This is a genomic window from Acinetobacter sp. WCHAc010034 (assembly GCF_001696615.3).
In the GTDB taxonomy this organism is placed as follows: domain Bacteria; phylum Pseudomonadota; class Gammaproteobacteria; order Pseudomonadales; family Moraxellaceae; genus Acinetobacter.
Window position 1 is genome coordinate 3525696 of sequence record NZ_CP032279.1, and the last position, 17436, is coordinate 3543131.

Genomic DNA, 17436 nt, shown 5'->3' on the forward strand with positions numbered 1-17436 from the left:
ATAAGTTGGATAAAGTGCAGATTTGCTCAAGTGAATGGTGGCAAGGGCTTTAACGATACTTTTAGTTTGTATAAATTGAAAGACAAAGCATTTTTAATTCGTCAAGAAAAGGGCGAAGATAGAACTTCTTTTATGAGTGATCTTCAAGGGTGTAATGAAATAAAAGTTGAGCGTGTTAATCGTTATTTAGATATATTGCAGGAAATCAAAGACCTTAATTCTATTAGCGGGCAGACAGGGTTCTGTTATACAGCTATAAATGAACAGAATGGACTTTGTGTATTGCCAATCAAAGTGTCTATTTAATACGAATAACTTATCGAAAGATGATTTTTTATTGCCTGCAGAAAGCCAATTTGCAGAACATGCCTTCGAATAAAGCAAATAAAGTAGGGTTTGGCATCTTGCACTAAAAGGAATGAAAGCCGCTAACGCTGACTTGAATGCTGGGTTGGCGTGATTATGAGTAGCCGTAGCTATGATTATTTTGCTGATTTTATTGGAAAATAGCTTGATGGCGACATAATATGACGTTTATGTGGGTTTTGGTTGGTTCTTACCCAGATATAATGTTGTTTTTATTATAAATTATTAGAAATATAGTTACTTTTTAGAAAGCTTATCATGAATACATATGCATCTTTATTACAACTCATAACTGATTTCGAGAAATTGCAGGTAGGCCAAACGCTCCCTATAAAAGAAATTGAAAGTAATTTTATCGAAGCAATGAATGATAATATGATTTCGAATTATCAAGAAATTCTATCTAGATACAGTGAGATAGATGAAAAAACTATTGTTGGTTTTGATCAAAATACCATTTTAGCTTTTTTAACTTCAGTTATTCGTATGGATCGTTTTATAGAGGGTACGCTTTCTCATAGTCTTCGTTCAGGATTAGTTCTAAAAGCACTAGAAAAGCTAGCTGTATGCGTAAATGCTGAGCATAAAGTCATGTTAAATGACATTTTGCAAATTAGAAATTTGGATAATGTCAAAATCAGACTTAACGTCATGTTTGGTGGGAATTGGAATCCAATAGAAGTATTCAAAGATGGGAATATAGATGAAATTCTTAAAGGACATTATTGGAACTATAGCTCCAAAAAATCGTATAAAGACGGTCAAACCACTATAGGGTTAATTAGAATAAAACCAAATGAAGATTTATGGTTATTGATTCATGTAGGAAAGATCACCAAGGATTTAAATAAATTTAATGATGTTGGCTATGAGTTTAAAGTTTTAGAGCAATACCGTAAATATTTTGGGCGAATTATTGTTAAGTATAAAAACTCATCGCAGGCTTTAATTCGTAAGGCAGATACTATAATTAATGATTGTGAAGTCCATCAAATTCTTCCTGATATTTTTGATAACGATATTTTTCCAGGATATGAAAGTGTGAATGTGTCATGGCAAGAGCTAATACGAGTAATTAATAAAGAGTCTTGGAAAACTGCATTACAAAATCAAAAGGCTGTATATTTAATCACTGATATCTCTAATGGGAAAAAGTATGTTGGTTCCGCATATGCAGAAAATATGCTGCTAAACAGATGGCAAAGCTATGTAAAAAGTAGACATGGCGGTAATGTTCAATTAAAGCAACTTTCAAAAGAGCATATTGAAATTAACTTTAGATATTCAATATTGGATATTTTTAAATCGACAACAGATGATAAGGTTATATTAAGTAGAGAAAGTTGGTGGAAAGATACATTGCTAACTAGAAAATTTGGTTACAATTCAAACTAATGGCTTTAAGTCACTTAAAATTAACATAATAGGCGTTATACGAAATTCTGTATAATTTATTTTATAAATAAAAGTTATGGTTTCTAGAATATAGCCCAATCTTCTAAGATTAGGCTATATTATAGTTTTTCACGTTCTACGTTCACTATTCAGCAATCAAACGGTTATTAACTGCGCCGCAGCTAACCGGAGCTGCTCAGGAACTGTACGGTAGGCTATGCAAAACCGGCACAAGCTGCAGATGGACATGTCATTGCTGTTGAGTGATTAAGTGAGTGATGATCCTTACCGCCGTAATTTTAAATGCCCTGATTGGCATTGAATAAACCGTCAAAATTGTTAAAATGCCTTTCTTTTTCTGTTTTATCCTTATTTTGCATTTGTTTTGCAGGCATGGGAATAGGACGGTAGAAAACAGAATTTTATTTAAAGGTTTTTTCAATGTTCAATATTTATTTAATATATATTGAAAATTGAAATAACTAACTGATTTATATAAAATAAATAGAATAAAAACGCCGTAAAATACGGTAAAATTGGTGCATTTGGTAATTATGTAAAACAATAACTTAGCATATAGTTTTGATAGGTGTTTTTCTGTCAGTAGGGTCAAAAAAGCCACTTAAGTAAGTGGCTCTTAAATCAGCTATCTTTAAATGGTAAATTAATCCCAATATCTGCATCATTCCAAATAATTTCATGTCCAGATGCATACATTTCGGTCATCTTCTCAGTTGCATGCCCAGCTAAGGTTTGCGCTGATCTACCTGCTTTTTTATGCAAGTGAATCGACAGTGCGCGAATTTCATGAAAGCTTGGCAATTGACGACCTTTCAATTCAGGATATACACCCGATCTCTGGCCTGCTTTCAAAAATTCACGCGACACATACTGTGCTTCAAGCTGTGTCCAATGCTCTTTGGTTTGCCCCTTATTTTTCGTTTTACCTTTAGGCACACGATGGATAATAAAAGGACTAATCACATCATCTTTGCATCGGTCTAAAACCTTCTGCAATTCATCATTGATCTTGATACGCACATAGCCAGCACCCTCCAATAATTCAAATTCATCATCAGGATCATCTGTGGTTTTTTCCTGCGCTACATGCAAATAGCCATCTTTAATATCTGACCACTTCATATTAATGATATCGACTCGTCGCTGGGTTGTGAGCATTGCTAGGTCAATCGCATTTTTCAACCATTGAGGCGATGCGTCACGAATCATTGCCAAGCTTTCCAGTGTATGTCGTTTACGTTGCTTGATTCTGAAACGCTTAATGGTTTGTGCTGCAGGATTCTCAGTGGCTAAACCTTTGCTGATTGCAAGGTCGAAGATTTGAATCAGCAAACTGCGTGTTTCAATACTGGTTGACGCAGGCAAGCTCTCAAGCAATTTATTCGTCATAAACAGGGTAATGGATGATAGTGGCTTATCATTCCACTCCGCACAGCGATTAAGGCTGTGTGTATAAGTTCGAATAGAGTTGGGAGCCAGTGGACGACCATCTTTCCTGCGCTTTTCAGACAAGAATTTTTGAGAGAATTCACCAAACGTTACCTCACCCATGACAACAGATACGAGATCCGTTGTTGGTGCAAGGATGTCATTTAACTTACGTGCTGCAGCAACCGCTTTTGCTTTATCGGCGCCCATGGCATGCCATGTACCAGTAACAGGGTGTCTGTACTTCCACGTGTTTACACCGTTTCGGTACAGATTTGACGGCAAGTCTTTATTTCTCTTAACGCGAGGCCGTGACATTTGCTAACTTCCTAAAACTTTATCAACGAGATCATCACCAGTTTGTTTTTGGTATATGTCCCATTTGATGTACCACAAATTGCCTTTCTGTTCGGCTGGTAATTTGCCCAGCTTACATTGTCTCACAATCGTTTGGCGGGCAGGTTGTGACCCCTGATCGCCATACACACGTTTGATAAATTCTGAGACTTTTACCAAGCAGGTCATGAAACCTCCTTTAAGCTTTGCAGCACTGTAGCCGGTAGCCCAGGCCGAGCTTTGGCTGCCCGCCATCCCTGCCAGCGGTCATCATGAATGTGGCTGACTGGGGCGCCATTTGCCCAAGTAACATGCTCGCCGTATTTCGATTCATGCCAAGCCTCAAAAGCCTTTCTCTCCAATTCAATATCCATCATCCTCTCCAGACAGCTTCTTTTAATTTCGCATTCATTACGAGCTCTTCAATTTCACCGACGCTGACGTTATTGAAGATGTGGTCCATTTTTGCCCCGAACACTATCAGTGTCCGGGTGATGGTTGAGTATTTGAATTTCATGAAGCCTGATTCTCCAGCTCGGCGCGGCGCCGTTTTACGGCTGCCATCAATTTTGGCTGAATGTCCGGGTGCCGGCCGGCAGTCTCAATTTCCAGACAGTCCAGTTCGGTCAGATCGGCTGCGTTTTGAATTTGAACCAGAAGTGACGGCGGCTGTTTCATCTCGGCTGCTTCCGGCGGATTCAGCTCATTCAGGCGCTTGTGAATGGCCTCAACCAGTGGTTTGCGCTGCTCTTCGGTCCATGACTTTGTATAGCCGGTGAGGGCTGTTGCTTCCGCAGGTGTTTTGGCTGATGCTGCGCGTCCCAGCAAGTCATCCAGGACGGCTTTCTGCTTAACATCTTCGACTTGCTGTTCAGCTTCGGCCTGCAGGCGCTGCAATTCTTTGACGCTCAGGTCTGCCGGCTCAGGTGTTGGAGAGGGTGCGGCTGGCTTGTATGCTTCAGGATCCAGCTCCTCAAGTTTCAGTTCGGTAAGCCTGCATAGGTGTTGAACATGCTCGCGTTCAAGATGGCCATTTGCTGAGAATGTATAACGCAGCGCCAAAACTAGCTCTGCCTGTGTGCACGCGTTAATTTGAGCAGTAAATTTCTCAACCAGTTTCACCGGATCAGTTTCTATTTCAGCTGCTTCGTGAGCCTCTGAATTTTCAAATGTCTTTTTTGCAGCATGATTTGAGGCGGCGCCTGCAGGCGCCGGCGCATCTTCCCTGGCTTTGCGGCTGCGCTGTTTCTTCGGCTTGTCCATCACCCTGATCAGCGGATCGGCTGCAGCCCGGCCAAAGAGGTCGGCAATGGCCCGCAGCTGAAGCTTGGCATTCTCTGCGTCCGCCTGCACAAAGCCGTTCAGCAGGCTTTGGGTGTGTTCAGGATCTGCTTCATCAAATTTGGCTTGAACAATGCAGGCCGGCTGCACAATAAAGATATCCTGGCCATTTTCAGCATCAGCGCGCTCCAGCGGACGAGTGAACTGAATCCCGGCCAGCTCAATCATTTCGCGCTTGATGCAGAACTCATAGCCGGGCCGCGCAAAGATGGTGGCGGGGAAGCGGTCCAGGTCATCAAAGTCCAGCATGTCGCCGGCAGGGCGGCATAAGATCTGCTTGCCGGCCATCAGTGCATTGAAAGCTTCAGAACTTGAAATAATAGAATTCATTTAAATACTCTCCAATTAATGACGCATGCTGTTTTGCTGCTGGCTCTGGTTTTGCTGGGGCTGCGTTTCTGACCAGCCCATCTGATCGGCCCGAGCCCGGCATGCCTGACAGATTTGGTCACTGTATTTAGTCCCGGAAAAGGTGCTGATGGCCTTATCCAGCGTTGCCGGCCTTTTGGCTTCCCGGATGGATATCAATGCATCCTGATAGCGCTGATCGATAGTTTTCTGCTGCGGATTGTTGGCCTGCGCCTGCTGGTGCGCCGGCGGACTCTGCGGCGCGGACTGGCGCTGCCGGTTCTGATTGCCCTGACTCTTGTTGGCCTGATGATTTACCTGATTGTGGTATTCATCCGAGTCATAGTCTTTGGTGTCATCAATCAGGAACAGGCCGTTCAGCGCATACTTGCGCGCGTAAGAGCTGGATGTGCCGAACGTCTGCGCGACGTCCATGCCTTTCTTGTTGATGTCCACGCCGGCATGCGCCGTGACGGCTGTTTCTTTGCCTTCGGAATCGGTAAAGATGGCCTTGGCTGTGACCACGACGACCGGGCCGATCTGCTGCACCTCGTCGGTAATAACCAGGGTGGCATTCATTTTTTGAAGCAGCGGCTTAACGGCTTCCAGAATGTCTTCGCAGCTGCGGTAATGGTATTTGCCGAATGTGTTGTATTTGCCCTTAGGCGCTTTCAGTTCAAGCTGGATCTGCTGCAATGCGTTCATATTTATTCTCCCCGGCCCAATCAGTTAAACGTATTGCCGAAGGCATCAGTGTTGTGCTTTTTGATCTTGTACTGCTCGCATTCATGGCGCGAGTGCCAGCGGTTCATGCTGTGTTTTTTCTTTGCCCGGTCAATAGCCCGCTGCGAATTCAAAGCAGCTTTAACTGCAGTCTGGAAGGCCAGCACATTCACGACTTCTGCCGGCGCGCGCTGCTGCATGCAGTTTTTAATTTCAACCACGTCTGACCAGAAGAATCTTGGCGCAGACCAGTCAAATACATTCCGGTCAAAGCCTTTGGTGAATTCTGCAGAAACGCCGATGATATATTCAGTGTCGTTCACATCAACGACATAGCCACTGCGGGCTTTGCGTACAAAGCTGGCGCTGTATTTCTTTACGCCGAGAACTTCATTGACGTTGCGGCGAATCCAAGACTTTTCGGTCAGTGTGGCTTCATCCACGCGGCTCAGTTCACCGGCAGCGTTCAGCGTGCAAATCATATTGTCTTTCACGCAGTAAACGGTATTACCCATGCGGATGCGGTGGAAGCCGGTGCTATCCAGGCCAAGGTCTTCGCGGAATGGTTTTGTAAAATTGGTTTTCATTACACAGCCTCCAGCATGCGGTTTTTAAGCATGTGCGCGACCAGCATGGCATTGATATTGCGGTGGTCAGTAAAGTCAGTGAAATCCCGGACCGGATAGCCAGAGTCATCGAGGACCTTGTCTACGTTTAGTCGGGTGATTTCTGCGGTAGTGAATTCGCTGCCGGGTACGCCGTAGCCATCTTCAAACTTTTCAAACTCAAAGCTGACGTCGAGAGTGAAGCCGTCCAGGCGGATCACCGCGGTGCCGGTGCTGGCAGAACTCAGGGCCATGGCCGCAACAGCTGTGTAAGCGGGAACTGTCTTGTTTTCGGCTGGCGCAGTGCCGCCAATATCCGGGTTATAGGCGAAGGCTAAAGCGCCGATTGTTACAACAGCTGCACCAAGTGTTACCTTGAGGCTATTGATTGGAGTGAGAGTTTTATTCATACTTATCTCGCAGTTTTGCAAAGCCCTGATCCCTTCGAAAGTCTCAGGGCTTTTTTGTGGGTACGAGGTAATTAAACCATGGGTTTAATTTGGTTTCAAGGGTAAATTAAACCTTAGGTAGAAAAAGTTTTAAACCATTTTATAATAGACAAAAGAAAACCCATCACATGGATGGGTTGTACTGCGTATGAAGTGTTTGAAAAAGAAAACTTACCGAAGCAGGCTGTGTCTCATTTTTTCTTATTGTAAAATGCTACCAGCAAGACTGCGACTATGATCAAAATTACAATAATGACATATCTTTCCATGGCTTCACCTGTAAGCAATATGCTGTCTTAATTTTAGCATTTAATCGCAGATTTATTTTTATAGTAATCTAAAACAGACTTCAAATCAGCCAGCAAGTTAGCTTCGGTATATTCGCCTGGCGATAACACCAATAGCGCCGGTATATATTTTGTTTTGTATTCTGCAGGATAGTCTTTACAGAGAATTTGAGTCTTTTCCTCCTTGTAAGTTTCAAGGCTTTCCAGTTTGTCCAAATAGGCGCCGATAACAGCATCTGACTTTTCAAATTGTGTGGTGATGGCGGCGGGATCAGTCTTGGCATCTTCAGCTTGCTGCTTTTGGCAGCCAGTGAAGAACAGAGTGAGGAGCAGGGGGATAAGCGTTATTTTTTTCATAATTGGGTCTTGTTGTTATTGGAAAATAAATTATAGAGTAATTTTAAAAACAAAACCCACAACTGGAGTGGGTTTGTGGAATATAGACAATTGAATTAATTTAAAGTTTTTTTACAATCTTTTTTATGTTTATACATTTTCTCATCAGCTTCACGTATCGCATCTAACAGCCCATGAGTAGGATTACGCATAGCAATACCTATTGCAGCACTAATGCCAGCTTTATTCAAGGCGTCAATTGCTCTATTCGATAACATTTCTATATTTTTTAAATTGCTTTCAAGACTTAGAATGGCAAATTCATCACCACCTAAACGAGCAACAATATCATTATTACGAATACAGCTTTTTAAAGTTGTTGCAGTATTTTGAATTAGTACATCACCCGCACTATGTCCTAGACTATCATTCGTTATTTTAAGGTTGTTAATATCAATCATGATAATGGATGCGGGATGGCCGTAACGTTTGCAGCGTGCTTCTTCTAAGCTAATAAATTGGTCCCAGGCTCGACGATTGAAAACACCAGTTAAAGCGTCATGCAGTGCCTCAAGTTCAAATTTTTCTCGTTGACGTATTTGTTCGTCTTCTCTTAATTCTGCTTGTAAAATATGACTGAGTAATTGTCCCATTAGTTCGATAAGGTTGGACTCTTTTAGCAATGAATCTGATTGCGGGGATGGATCAATAGCGCAAAGCGTGCCAAAAATTGAACCATCTTCATTTAATAATGGCTCTCCAATATAGGCCTTGATATCCACTAGATTGTTAATTTTGGCAGTGGTATATAGAGGAATTTCTTGGGAACGAGGAGCAATTTTTGGCCCATTTCCTTTAACCATATGGGAGCAGTATGAATCACTCCATTGAAACACCTGACCAGGCTTTACATTGTATCCATTGTCTTCCACCTGGAGAACAATCCAATCATTACCTTCAGTGCGCGTAATCATCCATAAATTAAACCCAAACCTCCGATATAAAAAACTTAAGACAGTTTGACATGCTTCTTCAAAATTTTTAAATTTCATATTATTCATGTATTAAGCCTGCTTTAGATGATTATCATTCAAAACGCGTAAATTATTTAATTTAAACATAAATGTGATAAAAATTAGAAGTCAATTTTATTTACAGATGATTAAATTTAGGATGATTTGTAATCACAAGCTTGCGTCTAAATCTGTTTTAAAAGGTGCATCCGGTTCATAGTTTAATCACACAAAAAGCTGAATTCTCTTAAATTTTTTATTGGCTTCTATATTGTTTCTGTAAAATTTATCTTTGTCCGGCGCATCAACAAATTCTGCGAATGTACTGGCCTCAAGAAGTCTGTATATAAACTTCTCACCAGTTTTGAGTTCAACTGTTAACAGGTAGTGCTGATAAAGCACACGGCTGATCTTGTGGGAGTTTATTTCAATTATTTGCATTAAGTCTATTAGCTATTTCCTCAATCTGTTTTTAAGTACTGTATCGAATTTGCAGTTTTACTAATATTTTCGGGTCGGGTGATTTCATTTTTTAAAGCATCTTAAGTGCTCAACAACCACACCGATAATTCTGATTTCTTGTTGAGTTGAGCACATTGTAGGGAAATCAGGATTAAGAGGAATTAATTCAAAAGTTTCTCTACCATGCTCATCGTATCCAATTGCTCTATATTTTTTAAAAGTTGCTTCATGGCTACCATTTTGTGCAATTACATAACAGCCTGGATAAGGTGGTTTCGATGCATCAACTACCAGTCTATCACCTGGATTAAATTCAGGAGTCATGCTTAAACCAGAAACTTCAAGCGAAAATACACATTCAGGTTTGGCACTTTCATAAGTGGTATAAGCATCGCCTTTAGGATTTATTCCGTCGTAGCCCGCCTCATGAAACATGCCAGCCTGCACAAAATCTAGAACTGGAATTTTTCGTAAAGAAGGGGTATTGAAGCTAACATTGCTAAATCCTGTACCTAGTGACGAATGAGCAAGCATTTCCCCCTCACCATCAAGCAACCAACCGGAACTAACACCTGTTTCCTTGGCTAATTTAGTTAAATTTTCTCGGCTAATTTGTCCTTTCTTCCACTTCGAGGCTGCTTGAGCGCTTAATCCAATTTTCACAGCCGAACCAGACCACGACAAATTTGCATGATCCAAAGCTTTTTGAATTCTTTCTACAACTGAAGGGATCATATTCATCTTACTTTCAAACCTTTGGTTTAAATTCTTTCATAAATAATAAGCAAAAAGAAGCAACTCCAAGTTGATATTGACTTAAACCCATGGTTTAATTAAGTGGTGAGTTTAGTTAAATTAGGTTTAAATATGAATCCCATTAAATATGCTTTCGATGCTGTTGGTGGTCGATCCAAAGCAGCAAGTTTGCTTGATAAATCGTATATGGCAATGAGCAAGATGGAAAAAAAAGAAGTCTTGCCTAGAACCGAATACACAGGTGAAACCAATTACGCTCAAATTTTGGCTGATAACAGCAATGGTTTATTTACAGCTGAATGGCTTCTTGATGTGGCAAGTCCAAATAAGCAGTTGAGCACATAGGAGCAACTCATGAGCAAAGTATCAATCGAATTGCCTGCAACTGCCAGCAATGACGCATCACTCATATTGCGAGCACTGAACGCAAGCAATCAAAGCAAAGTTGCTGAACAGTTGGGGGTAGATCCAAGCACTTTATCGCGTCTTAAAAATGACAAAAAATCCAATGACTTGACAGAGGTTGAGTTTTTTACAGGTTTATTGAGCGCTGTTGGATTGAAGGTGGTGAACGCCAATGATGTGTATTGCTCTCCAGAAGTTGCCGAGGCAACACGGGTTTTTCTCAGCAATTCTTTTAGTTCGCCCGACTACATGCGGATCTTATTCAAATAAAAAAGCCTGATCTCGAGAATCAGGCTTTTATATCCAAAACTTTTGAGGGGATCGAATATGAGATCAAATTTACCACAACACCCATGCGCGGACAAGTGCACGGATTTTAAAGAAGAGCAGTGCAGGAACTGCCTGGTGCCGGATGCTGACTTCATGGTTGGTGATGCCGTTGTCTTTGTGCATGACGACATGCCGGACTACCTGATGACAGTTTCCGCCGTAGACCGCCTCAGCGTGTTTATGGATGAAGACGATAAGTTTGCACTGAAGCATCTGATACGGCCAGCCAGCGCAGCGGAACGCGAAGCAAAGAAGCGGATTATGGAGGCGGGGAATGACCATGCTGCAGGAAATTGAACTGAACCGCCTCATTGAGCGCTTCCGTTCCGCCGTGACGGCCCATGCGCTATGCAAGACCGTCAAAACCGCTCAGGCAGTCGCTGATGCGCGCCTGCAGCTGTCTTCTTTTGTTATGCAGGGGGCAAAATGAGTGTTGATGCAACACGCTGGGCGTGGACTGCGCCAGTCAGTAATTCTCCGCAGCGCTTAATCCTTCTTTCGCTGGCGGATCGTGCCGGCGAGGATCATACCTGCTATCCAAGCAATAAACGCCTGGCTGAAGACACACTGCTGAACCTAAAAACAGTTCAAAAAGCAGTGAATGAACTTATCGAAATAGGCTTGATTTTTGATACAGGCGAGCGCAAAGGAAATACAAAACAAGTTCGGGTTTTACAGCTGGTAGGAGTTGATTCCCGAGAACATAACGCACCCAAAAACGGTGCAGTTAAACAAACCCAAAAACGGAACGATACCGAATTTGGTAACGATACCAAAAACGGTGTTGTTATTAATGGGGTAACGAACCCAAATTTGGAGGGTAACGAACCCAAAAACGGTATCGGTAACGAACCCAAATTTGGGTTAGGGAATCTACCATTGAATCTATCAATAAATCTTTTGTGTGAACACGAATGGATTCCAGATCAAAAATCATTGGAAACGAAAATCAAAATCGCAGGTCATGAAAAAAATCTTGAACTGATTTTTGGATTGCCGAATTTCGAATTTGAACTGAGCTCATTCAATTCCCATTTCGATGGACGAGTTTTATCTGATTCTCAAAAGCTCCACAAGTTCACAGCGTGGATTATCGACAAGTTTGAGAAACATCAAAAACGCCATCCTGAATACAGCGAAAGTATTCCTGGGCAATCGGCTCCGGCACAGCAGAACGCGCCGCAAGGTTTCAGCCTCCCTGAAAAACCAAAAGGATTCTTAGGAGGCCGCAATGCTTAACACCAAAATCCACAGTGTGCAGATTGAGCAGGCGGTGCTGGCTGCGCTGATGACCGTTTCCGAGTCTTACACTCACGTTGAAAACCTGCTGACGGAAGATGACTTCCACGCTACGCGCCACAAGCTGATCTTCAAGGCCGTGGCTGATCTGGACGCTAAAAACTCACCGTATGACGCCGTACTGGTGAACGAGTGGCTTGCATCCCACGGCATGATCGAACAGGCAGGCGGTGAGCAGTATCTCATCCAGGTGATGCAGGAAGCGCCTTCCAGTTTTTACAACCTGGTTTCCTACGCTGAAAAACTCAAAGACCTGACCACTTGCCGGAAAGTCGAAGAGGAAGCGCACAAGATTATCCAGAAGGCTCAAAACCTGACCGTCAGCCGCGGCGAGCTGGTGCAGGAAGCGCAGGGCCTGTTCGCTGAAATCAACACTGAGCAGGCGAGTGAATCGCTGTTCCACATTCACGAAGCTGCTGCGAATACTTTCCTTGAAATGCATGAAAAGATGACAGCGGCCGCCGCCGGCAAAACGATGATCAAGGGCATACAGACAGGCATTCATGATCTGGACCAGAAACTGGGCGATATTGAGCCGGGCTGCCTGACGGTTATCGCTGCGCGCCCGGCCATGGGCAAAACCACAATGATGCAGGTGATTGCCAGCAATGTGTCGATATTCCAGCAGAAGCCGGTTTTGATTATGTCAGGTGAAATGCCGAAGGAACAGATCGCCATGCGGATGTGCTGCGCGGCCGGCCCCGCAGACATCAGCAAAGTCCGCAATGCGCCGCATATGCTGCCGCAGGAAGAGTTCACGGCCTATACGCGCGCCGTAACCATGTTTGCGAATGTGCCGCTGCAGATCAACGACACTTCGCGCCCGTCAATCGCCAATATCCGCGAATCAATCCGCAAGGTGAAGCATCAGTACGGCTCAATAGGCGCAGTCTTCATTGACTACCTGCAGATCATGAAAACCACAAAGCAGTTTGCGCGTGAAGACCTGAAGATTGCCTATTTCACCGGCGAGCTTAAGGCAATGGCCAAAGAATTTGACTGCGTGATTGTGCTGCTGTCGCAGCTGAACCGTGAATTGGAAAAGCGGCCAAACAAACGTCCTATGATGTCGGATCTCCGCGAATCAGGCGCGATTGAACAGGATGCGGATCAAATCATCTTCCTGTACCGCGATGAGATTTATCACAAGGACTCCAAATACAGAGGGATTGCGGAAGCGATTTTGGGCAAGAACCGCCATGGGGAGCCGGGCACAGCATACATGCATGCCCAGCTGAAGTACTGCCAGTTTTCAAATCTGGACAGCCAGGCGATTGAGCAGATTCACGGCTTGGGAGGCGGGATTTGAATAACGAAACGATCCTTTTCATTTGCCTGTGGGCCTTAATCGCGTTTTGCGCAGCAGTGAGTAATTCTGAAAATTCAAATTTTGTGCTGGGGTGGCTATGAGCAGTCAGCAATTCAGCAAGCAGGTTGATGCGAGATTGGAAAAGATGCGCGAAATCACAATGCAGGCTGATCAGTTTGAGAGGCGCATGGGTATTTTAATTTTTGCGGTACACGCACCGGCACCTTTTTCAATCACGGATATTCAGGGCGCAGTCTTGGATACTGGCGCGCAATCAATAAGAACTTATCTGCTTGACCTGATGAGCCTTGGTTATGTTGAAAGGGAAACAATCTGGACATATCAGGCGACAGATAAAACAAAACAATTATTTGGAGTGAAGGTATGAAGACTGAAATTTCATTTACAGAAAATATGCGCGAGCTTATTGAGTTGGGGCGAAAGACACAAACCAGAAGACCAATTAAGGATTGGGCGCTTGAGGCTCTGCAAATCAATGTTGGGCATGATGCTTATGCTCAGTCTAAAGGTGGTGATTTGCCGGCAGTTGATGATCTTGGTTATGACTGGGTTGATGGTGAACTAAGGATGTGGTGCGCCGAATATCCAGAAGAAGGCTATGTTGTAGCGGAATGCCCTTATGGGAAAAAAGGTGTGATTTTAAAAATCAAAGACTCTGATTTGTGTCTTGAAATTACCCACATTCGGATTGAGCGTGTTCAGGACATTTCTGAAGGTGATTGCCTAAAAGAGGGCATTGGGTCGCGAATTACACGCGATTGCAAAGTGCCTAAATTTATACAGCTCTGGGATTCCATCTATTTAGGCTCAGAATTCAACTGGGATAAAAACCCATGGGTTTGGGTGCTGGAATTCAATGTGCGTGAAGGTGTTGTGGCATGAAAGACGAACAAGAAAATAAGACTGTGGACTGGGCCATGAGGGCGAATGAATTTATCAGAAACCTTGGTGTGGAGGCATGCCAGTGATTAACTTTGAGCAATGGTTCAGGCAGCAGGACTTTTACACAAATATGATGTTCATTTATGGAAACAAGCTATTTGATCATGATGGTGACTTTTATCGTGTGCTTGCTGTTCATATAGCTTACCAGGTATGGCAAGACCGGCAGGCTGAGCTTGATAAGCAGCAGAAGCGGATTGATAGGGCGCTTCCGTTCCTTGATCGGGCTTATAAATTCACAAACAACACATCAGGAAATTTAGCAATTCTTGATGCGAAGGGAATACTGCGGGGTGAGCTTTGATCATTGGTATTGACCCGGACTTGGAAAAATCAGGAGTGGCCATTTTGAGTCACTCACTCGAGCTTAAAAATTTAACGTTTGCTGAAACTGTGGATCTGTTCCGCAGTCAGCAGGATCAAATCAAGAAAGTGGTTATTGAAGCGGGTTGGTTGAATCAAAAGGCAAACTTCCACAATCGCATTGGGCAACGTAAGAGCGTAGGAGAGCGAATTGCTAAAAACGTAGGTGAGAACCATGCAACAGGCAAACTGCTCGCAGAGATGGCGGAGAGCTTAAATTTAGAGGTGGTTTTAGTCAGGCCTGTTAAAACCAAGAAAGATGCTAAAGAATTTAACCGCATTACGGGTTGGCAAGGCAGAACAAATCAAGAGCAGCGTGATGCTGGGATGCTTATTTTTGGGATGAAGTGAGGGTGGTTGGATGAATGCAATGGTGGGAATAAAAATGAATTGGTCTAAACGTTCGGCCCACCAGTGGCTTGAGCAGTATGGGGTATGGGTGCGATCTACAAAGTCAAATGTGTCTGCTAATCCGCTGGCAATACTCATTGATAAAAACGACAAGCAAAGAATAAGAGCCAGCAAAGTTTCGATGGCCTGTGAAATCAGCGACTATGAGGCTGTTCAGGTGAGCCAGCTGCTGGCTAAGATGCATAACGATGAGCGGGAATATTTGGCGGAGCGGGGCTGGTTGTTGATTTTGAAATTTGAAAATGATTGGTCAGATCAGTCAATAGCAAATGCTCATGGGTGCAGTAGAGCGAAAGTGCGCGCTGAGGTGGAAAAAGGGCTCGCTTACTTGGATGGAAAAATAGAGGCCTTGAGTGATTGACATGGCAGCCATGTTTGTATAAATTTAGTGTATGGTGGCAAGTTGTTATGCTTACACCAGTTTATTGAAAGCTCATCGAAAAAGATGGGCTTTTTTATTGCCTGCAGAAAGCCAATTTGCAGAACATGCCTTGAGTAAAAGCCTAGATGCTATAGGCAATTCCCACTAGGGCTTGGCAACCGACCTTAAAAGAGAACGAAAACAGGTAAAGCTGACCATGCATGTTGGGTTGGTGTGATTGTGAGTAGCGGTAGATCAGTTGCCGAGCTGATTAATATCGAACTATAGGCAAGGGTGTGGCAGATCACCGCACCATTTTTATGCGCCATTAGCTCAGCTGGATAGAGCATCCGCCTTCTAAGCGGATGGTCGCAGGTTCAAGTCCTGCATGGCGCGCCAGATATTTAACAATGAAAATCTGATCATTTGATTATTTTTTGCTTTTTCTAAACAATAGGTTAAGAAAATTTAATAATGTGATTTAGTTGGTATTATTTTTACATTTGATATATTTTGCCACTGAAAATTATTTGATTGGTGTAGAAAATAGTCATTAGGAACTAATTGTAGGCTCTAGCATCCTGTTAGGGTGTCCTTGATTTTAGCCCACCTTTAAAAAGTGGGCTTTTTTTTTGCTGAACTTTTAACTAGATCGAATTCGATTCAATTGAAAGGGGATTTACATGCTCCAATTTTTAAAACGCCTATTCTGCATTCATGCATTTGACTATGAATCAGATATTTTTGTGCAGGCCGAGTGTCGGCATTGCGGAAAAGGAAAGCCTGATTAGCCGGGCGTATTACGGCATATAAAAACCCCTCGCATTCTAGATGTTGAGGGGTTTTCTTTTCTTATTTGGTGGTGTTTATGACAGATAAAGTGCAAGCGAAACAAGACTTAGAATTTTGCAGCGCTGAGCTGTCAAAGTATCAGAATCTGAGTCGGGCTGGTTTGAGGCACAGTGAGTTAATCGCAATTGATAGTGTGATGATTCGACTAAAAGAGCAGATTAAGAATTTGCGTGAAGCGCTACATGGATGCTGACAGCTATTTTGGGAAAACTAAAAAGCGCCCACCTAAAACGAAACCACGCTCTAAACCTTTACCTAAGGCCAAAGAAAAATACTTAGAGGCCGAAGAAGACTTTGAACAGGCTTTAAATGTCCTTGGCATCAAATACGAAAAGAAATTCCAATTTAAATCTACCAAGCATTGGCGTTTTGATTTTCATCTTATTGAACATCGAATTTTAGTTGAGATTTCAGGCGGGCCTTGGTCTGGTGGGCGCGGTGGGAAACTGGCAAATAAGGCTTGGAGCTTGGATCGTTACGATGACGCAGCTGAAATGGGCTTTACCGTAGTGCGATTGGAGTCTGCGGAACGTTACAGGATTGAAGAATCAGGCCCATTGCAGATTGATTCTTATCGAGCATCCCAATGGCTGAAAGATTTAAAAAGGCAGATATTCAATGGAACAGATCAGACCATTCCCGCCGACAGACTTAATTGACCGGGCAGAAGAGCAAGAAGCTATTTTGCTTGCACCAGCACCAGAGCTTAAAGAATGGGTATTGGCGAACTGGCTGACCATCGGCGGTGAACTGCACAACCCAGATCATGACCACATTGCTGAACTGCTTCATGACGATGAAAACTTTTTAGCATTTGCATGGGCCTCATCAGCTGCCATGGCTAAAAAGCGCATGGTGCTGGGCCAATGTGAGAAGGTGATGTTTAACCAGGGCGGATGGAAGAAAGCGCGCCAGGAACAGCAGATGCGCGACTGGTTCGGCGCCGTGCCGGTGTATCTCATTACCATTGACGCCAGTTACTGCGAAAACTCAAATGATCTGGAGTTCTGCCGCTTGATTGAGCATGAGCTGTATCACATCGGTGTAGAGCGCGACGAAGATGGCGAGATTCAATATAGTGACCACACCGGGCTTCCGAAGCATTACTTGGCCGGCCATGATGTGGAAGTGTTCTTTGGTGAAACAAAACGCTGGGGAGCGGATGAGTCAGTAAAACGGCTTTTGGAAATTGCGAAGAATGCGCCGTTTGTTTCAGAAACTAATATTGCTGCGTGTTGTGGGACCTGTGTAATAGGTTAGCTTTAAATTTTTTGCCC

Annotated in this window: 25 protein-coding genes, 1 tRNA gene and 1 pseudogene; 17 read left to right on the plus strand and 10 right to left on the minus strand. The window is 43.4% G+C overall.

Translation table 11 applies throughout. The features are described from left to right. Positions 1-30: 30 nt before the first annotated feature. From BEN74_RS18595 to BEN74_RS18600, 3 genes and pseudogenes are all read left to right on the plus strand, one after another. Positions 31-306, plus strand: coding sequence for a hypothetical protein (locus BEN74_RS18595; RefSeq protein ID WP_068910883.1), 276 nt, complete (start codon positions 31-33; stop codon positions 304-306). A gap of 435 nt (positions 307-741) precedes the next feature. Beyond that, positions 742-879: pseudogene (locus BEN74_RS19910) on the plus strand (GIY-YIG nuclease family protein); the annotation flags it as partial. A 78-nt stretch (positions 880-957) separates the two neighbouring features. Further along, complete coding sequence (locus tag BEN74_RS18600; RefSeq protein ID WP_068910913.1) at positions 958-1761, plus strand: GIY-YIG nuclease family protein; 804 nt, start codon at positions 958-960, stop codon at positions 1759-1761. Positions 1762-2403: 642 nt separating this feature from the next. On the opposite strand, the gene BEN74_RS18605 is transcribed toward BEN74_RS18600, so the two are convergent. The 10 genes from BEN74_RS18605 to BEN74_RS18655 form a co-directional block, all read right to left on the minus strand. Next, complete coding sequence (locus tag BEN74_RS18605) at positions 2404-3528, minus strand: phage integrase Arm DNA-binding domain-containing protein (RefSeq protein WP_068910884.1); 1125 nt, start codon at positions 3526-3528, stop codon at positions 2404-2406. Positions 3529-3531: 3 nt separating this feature from the next. Beyond that, positions 3532-3735 carry a hypothetical protein gene (locus BEN74_RS18610; RefSeq protein ID WP_068910885.1) on the minus strand — a complete coding sequence of 68 codons (204 nt, stop codon included), beginning with the start codon at positions 3733-3735 and terminating at the stop codon, positions 3532-3534. 324 nt (positions 3736-4059) lie between these two features. After that, positions 4060-5217, minus strand: coding sequence for a hypothetical protein (locus BEN74_RS18620; protein WP_119285066.1), 1158 nt, complete (start codon positions 5215-5217; stop codon positions 4060-4062). A gap of 15 nt (positions 5218-5232) precedes the next feature. Continuing rightward, complete coding sequence (locus BEN74_RS18625) at positions 5233-5940, minus strand: ERF family protein (RefSeq protein ID WP_068912705.1); 708 nt, start codon at positions 5938-5940, stop codon at positions 5233-5235. 20 nt (positions 5941-5960) lie between these two features. Continuing rightward, on the minus strand, positions 5961-6545 hold the full coding sequence (locus BEN74_RS18630; RefSeq protein ID WP_068912702.1) for a hypothetical protein: 585 nt from the start codon (positions 6543-6545) through the stop codon (positions 5961-5963). Then, positions 6545-6973: a hypothetical protein gene (locus BEN74_RS18635; protein ID WP_068912699.1), complete on the minus strand. Its 429-nt coding sequence runs from the start codon at positions 6971-6973 to the stop codon at positions 6545-6547. Before BEN74_RS18635 ends, BEN74_RS18630 begins: the two co-directional genes overlap by 1 nt. A gap of 341 nt (positions 6974-7314) precedes the next feature. Next, positions 7315-7656, minus strand: a complete 342-nt coding sequence (locus tag BEN74_RS18640) for a hypothetical protein (RefSeq protein WP_068912696.1) — start codon at positions 7654-7656, stop codon at positions 7315-7317. 95 nt (positions 7657-7751) lie between these two features. Beyond that, entirely contained in the window at positions 7752-8696 is a 945-nt protein-coding gene (locus tag BEN74_RS18645; protein WP_068912693.1) for a GGDEF domain-containing protein, read from the minus strand. A gap of 177 nt (positions 8697-8873) precedes the next feature. Then, a complete protein-coding gene (locus tag BEN74_RS18650; protein ID WP_068912690.1) occupies positions 8874-9089 on the minus strand; it encodes a KTSC domain-containing protein in 216 nt (71 codons plus the stop codon). Positions 9090-9173: 84 nt separating this feature from the next. Continuing rightward, positions 9174-9851, minus strand: a complete 678-nt coding sequence (locus BEN74_RS18655; RefSeq protein ID WP_068912688.1) for a LexA family protein — start codon at positions 9849-9851, stop codon at positions 9174-9176. Positions 9852-9977: 126 nt separating this feature from the next. On the opposite strand from BEN74_RS18655, the gene BEN74_RS18660 reads away from it, so the two are divergent. The 14 genes from BEN74_RS18660 (at position 9978) to BEN74_RS18720 (ending at position 17419) form a co-directional block, all read left to right on the plus strand. Beyond that, a complete protein-coding gene (locus BEN74_RS18660; RefSeq protein WP_068912685.1) occupies positions 9978-10211 on the plus strand; it encodes a hypothetical protein in 234 nt (77 codons plus the stop codon). A 9-nt stretch (positions 10212-10220) separates the two neighbouring features. Beyond that, a complete protein-coding gene (locus BEN74_RS18665; RefSeq protein ID WP_068912680.1) occupies positions 10221-10541 on the plus strand; it encodes a hypothetical protein in 321 nt (106 codons plus the stop codon). Positions 10542-10598: 57 nt separating this feature from the next. Next, complete coding sequence (locus BEN74_RS18670) at positions 10599-10898, plus strand: hypothetical protein (RefSeq protein WP_068912676.1); 300 nt, start codon at positions 10599-10601, stop codon at positions 10896-10898. After that, positions 10876-11031: a hypothetical protein gene (locus tag BEN74_RS19535; RefSeq protein WP_162898132.1), complete on the plus strand. Its 156-nt coding sequence runs from the start codon at positions 10876-10878 to the stop codon at positions 11029-11031. Before BEN74_RS18670 ends, BEN74_RS19535 begins: the two co-directional genes overlap by 23 nt. Beyond that, complete coding sequence (locus tag BEN74_RS18675) at positions 11028-11840, plus strand: helix-turn-helix domain-containing protein (RefSeq protein ID WP_119285026.1); 813 nt, start codon at positions 11028-11030, stop codon at positions 11838-11840. Before BEN74_RS19535 ends, BEN74_RS18675 begins: the two co-directional genes overlap by 4 nt. Continuing rightward, on the plus strand, positions 11833-13209 hold the full coding sequence (dnaB, locus tag BEN74_RS18680; protein WP_119285068.1) for a replicative DNA helicase: 1377 nt from the start codon (positions 11833-11835) through the stop codon (positions 13207-13209). Before BEN74_RS18675 ends, dnaB begins: the two co-directional genes overlap by 8 nt. A 97-nt stretch (positions 13210-13306) precedes the next feature. Further along, the gene (locus BEN74_RS18685) at positions 13307-13597 is read left to right on the plus strand and encodes a hypothetical protein (protein ID WP_068913337.1); all 291 of its coding nucleotides are present in this window, start codon (positions 13307-13309) and stop codon (positions 13595-13597) included. Beyond that, positions 13594-14112 (plus strand): hypothetical protein, encoded by a 519-nt coding sequence (locus BEN74_RS18690; protein ID WP_086374425.1) that lies wholly within the window; start codon positions 13594-13596, stop codon positions 14110-14112. The genes BEN74_RS18685 and BEN74_RS18690 overlap by 4 nt, the downstream gene beginning before the upstream one ends. A gap of 76 nt (positions 14113-14188) precedes the next feature. Then, positions 14189-14476 (plus strand): hypothetical protein, encoded by a 288-nt coding sequence (locus BEN74_RS18695; RefSeq protein WP_068913335.1) that lies wholly within the window; start codon positions 14189-14191, stop codon positions 14474-14476. Continuing rightward, entirely contained in the window at positions 14473-14886 is a 414-nt protein-coding gene (locus tag BEN74_RS18700; protein ID WP_086374423.1) for a hypothetical protein, read from the plus strand. The genes BEN74_RS18695 and BEN74_RS18700 overlap by 4 nt, the downstream gene beginning before the upstream one ends. 10 nt (positions 14887-14896) lie before the next feature. Beyond that, on the plus strand, positions 14897-15307 hold the full coding sequence (locus BEN74_RS18705; protein ID WP_068913051.1) for an antiterminator Q family protein: 411 nt from the start codon (positions 14897-14899) through the stop codon (positions 15305-15307). Between the two features lie 322 nt (positions 15308-15629). Further along, positions 15630-15706: transfer RNA gene (locus BEN74_RS18710), tRNA-Arg, on the plus strand. Between the two features lie 635 nt (positions 15707-16341). Beyond that, the gene (locus BEN74_RS18715; RefSeq protein WP_068913054.1) at positions 16342-16818 is read left to right on the plus strand and encodes a hypothetical protein; all 477 of its coding nucleotides are present in this window, start codon (positions 16342-16344) and stop codon (positions 16816-16818) included. Then, on the plus strand, positions 16778-17419 hold the full coding sequence (locus tag BEN74_RS18720) for a putative metallopeptidase (RefSeq protein ID WP_068913056.1): 642 nt from the start codon (positions 16778-16780) through the stop codon (positions 17417-17419). Before BEN74_RS18715 ends, BEN74_RS18720 begins: the two co-directional genes overlap by 41 nt. Positions 17420-17436 lie beyond the last annotated feature (17 nt).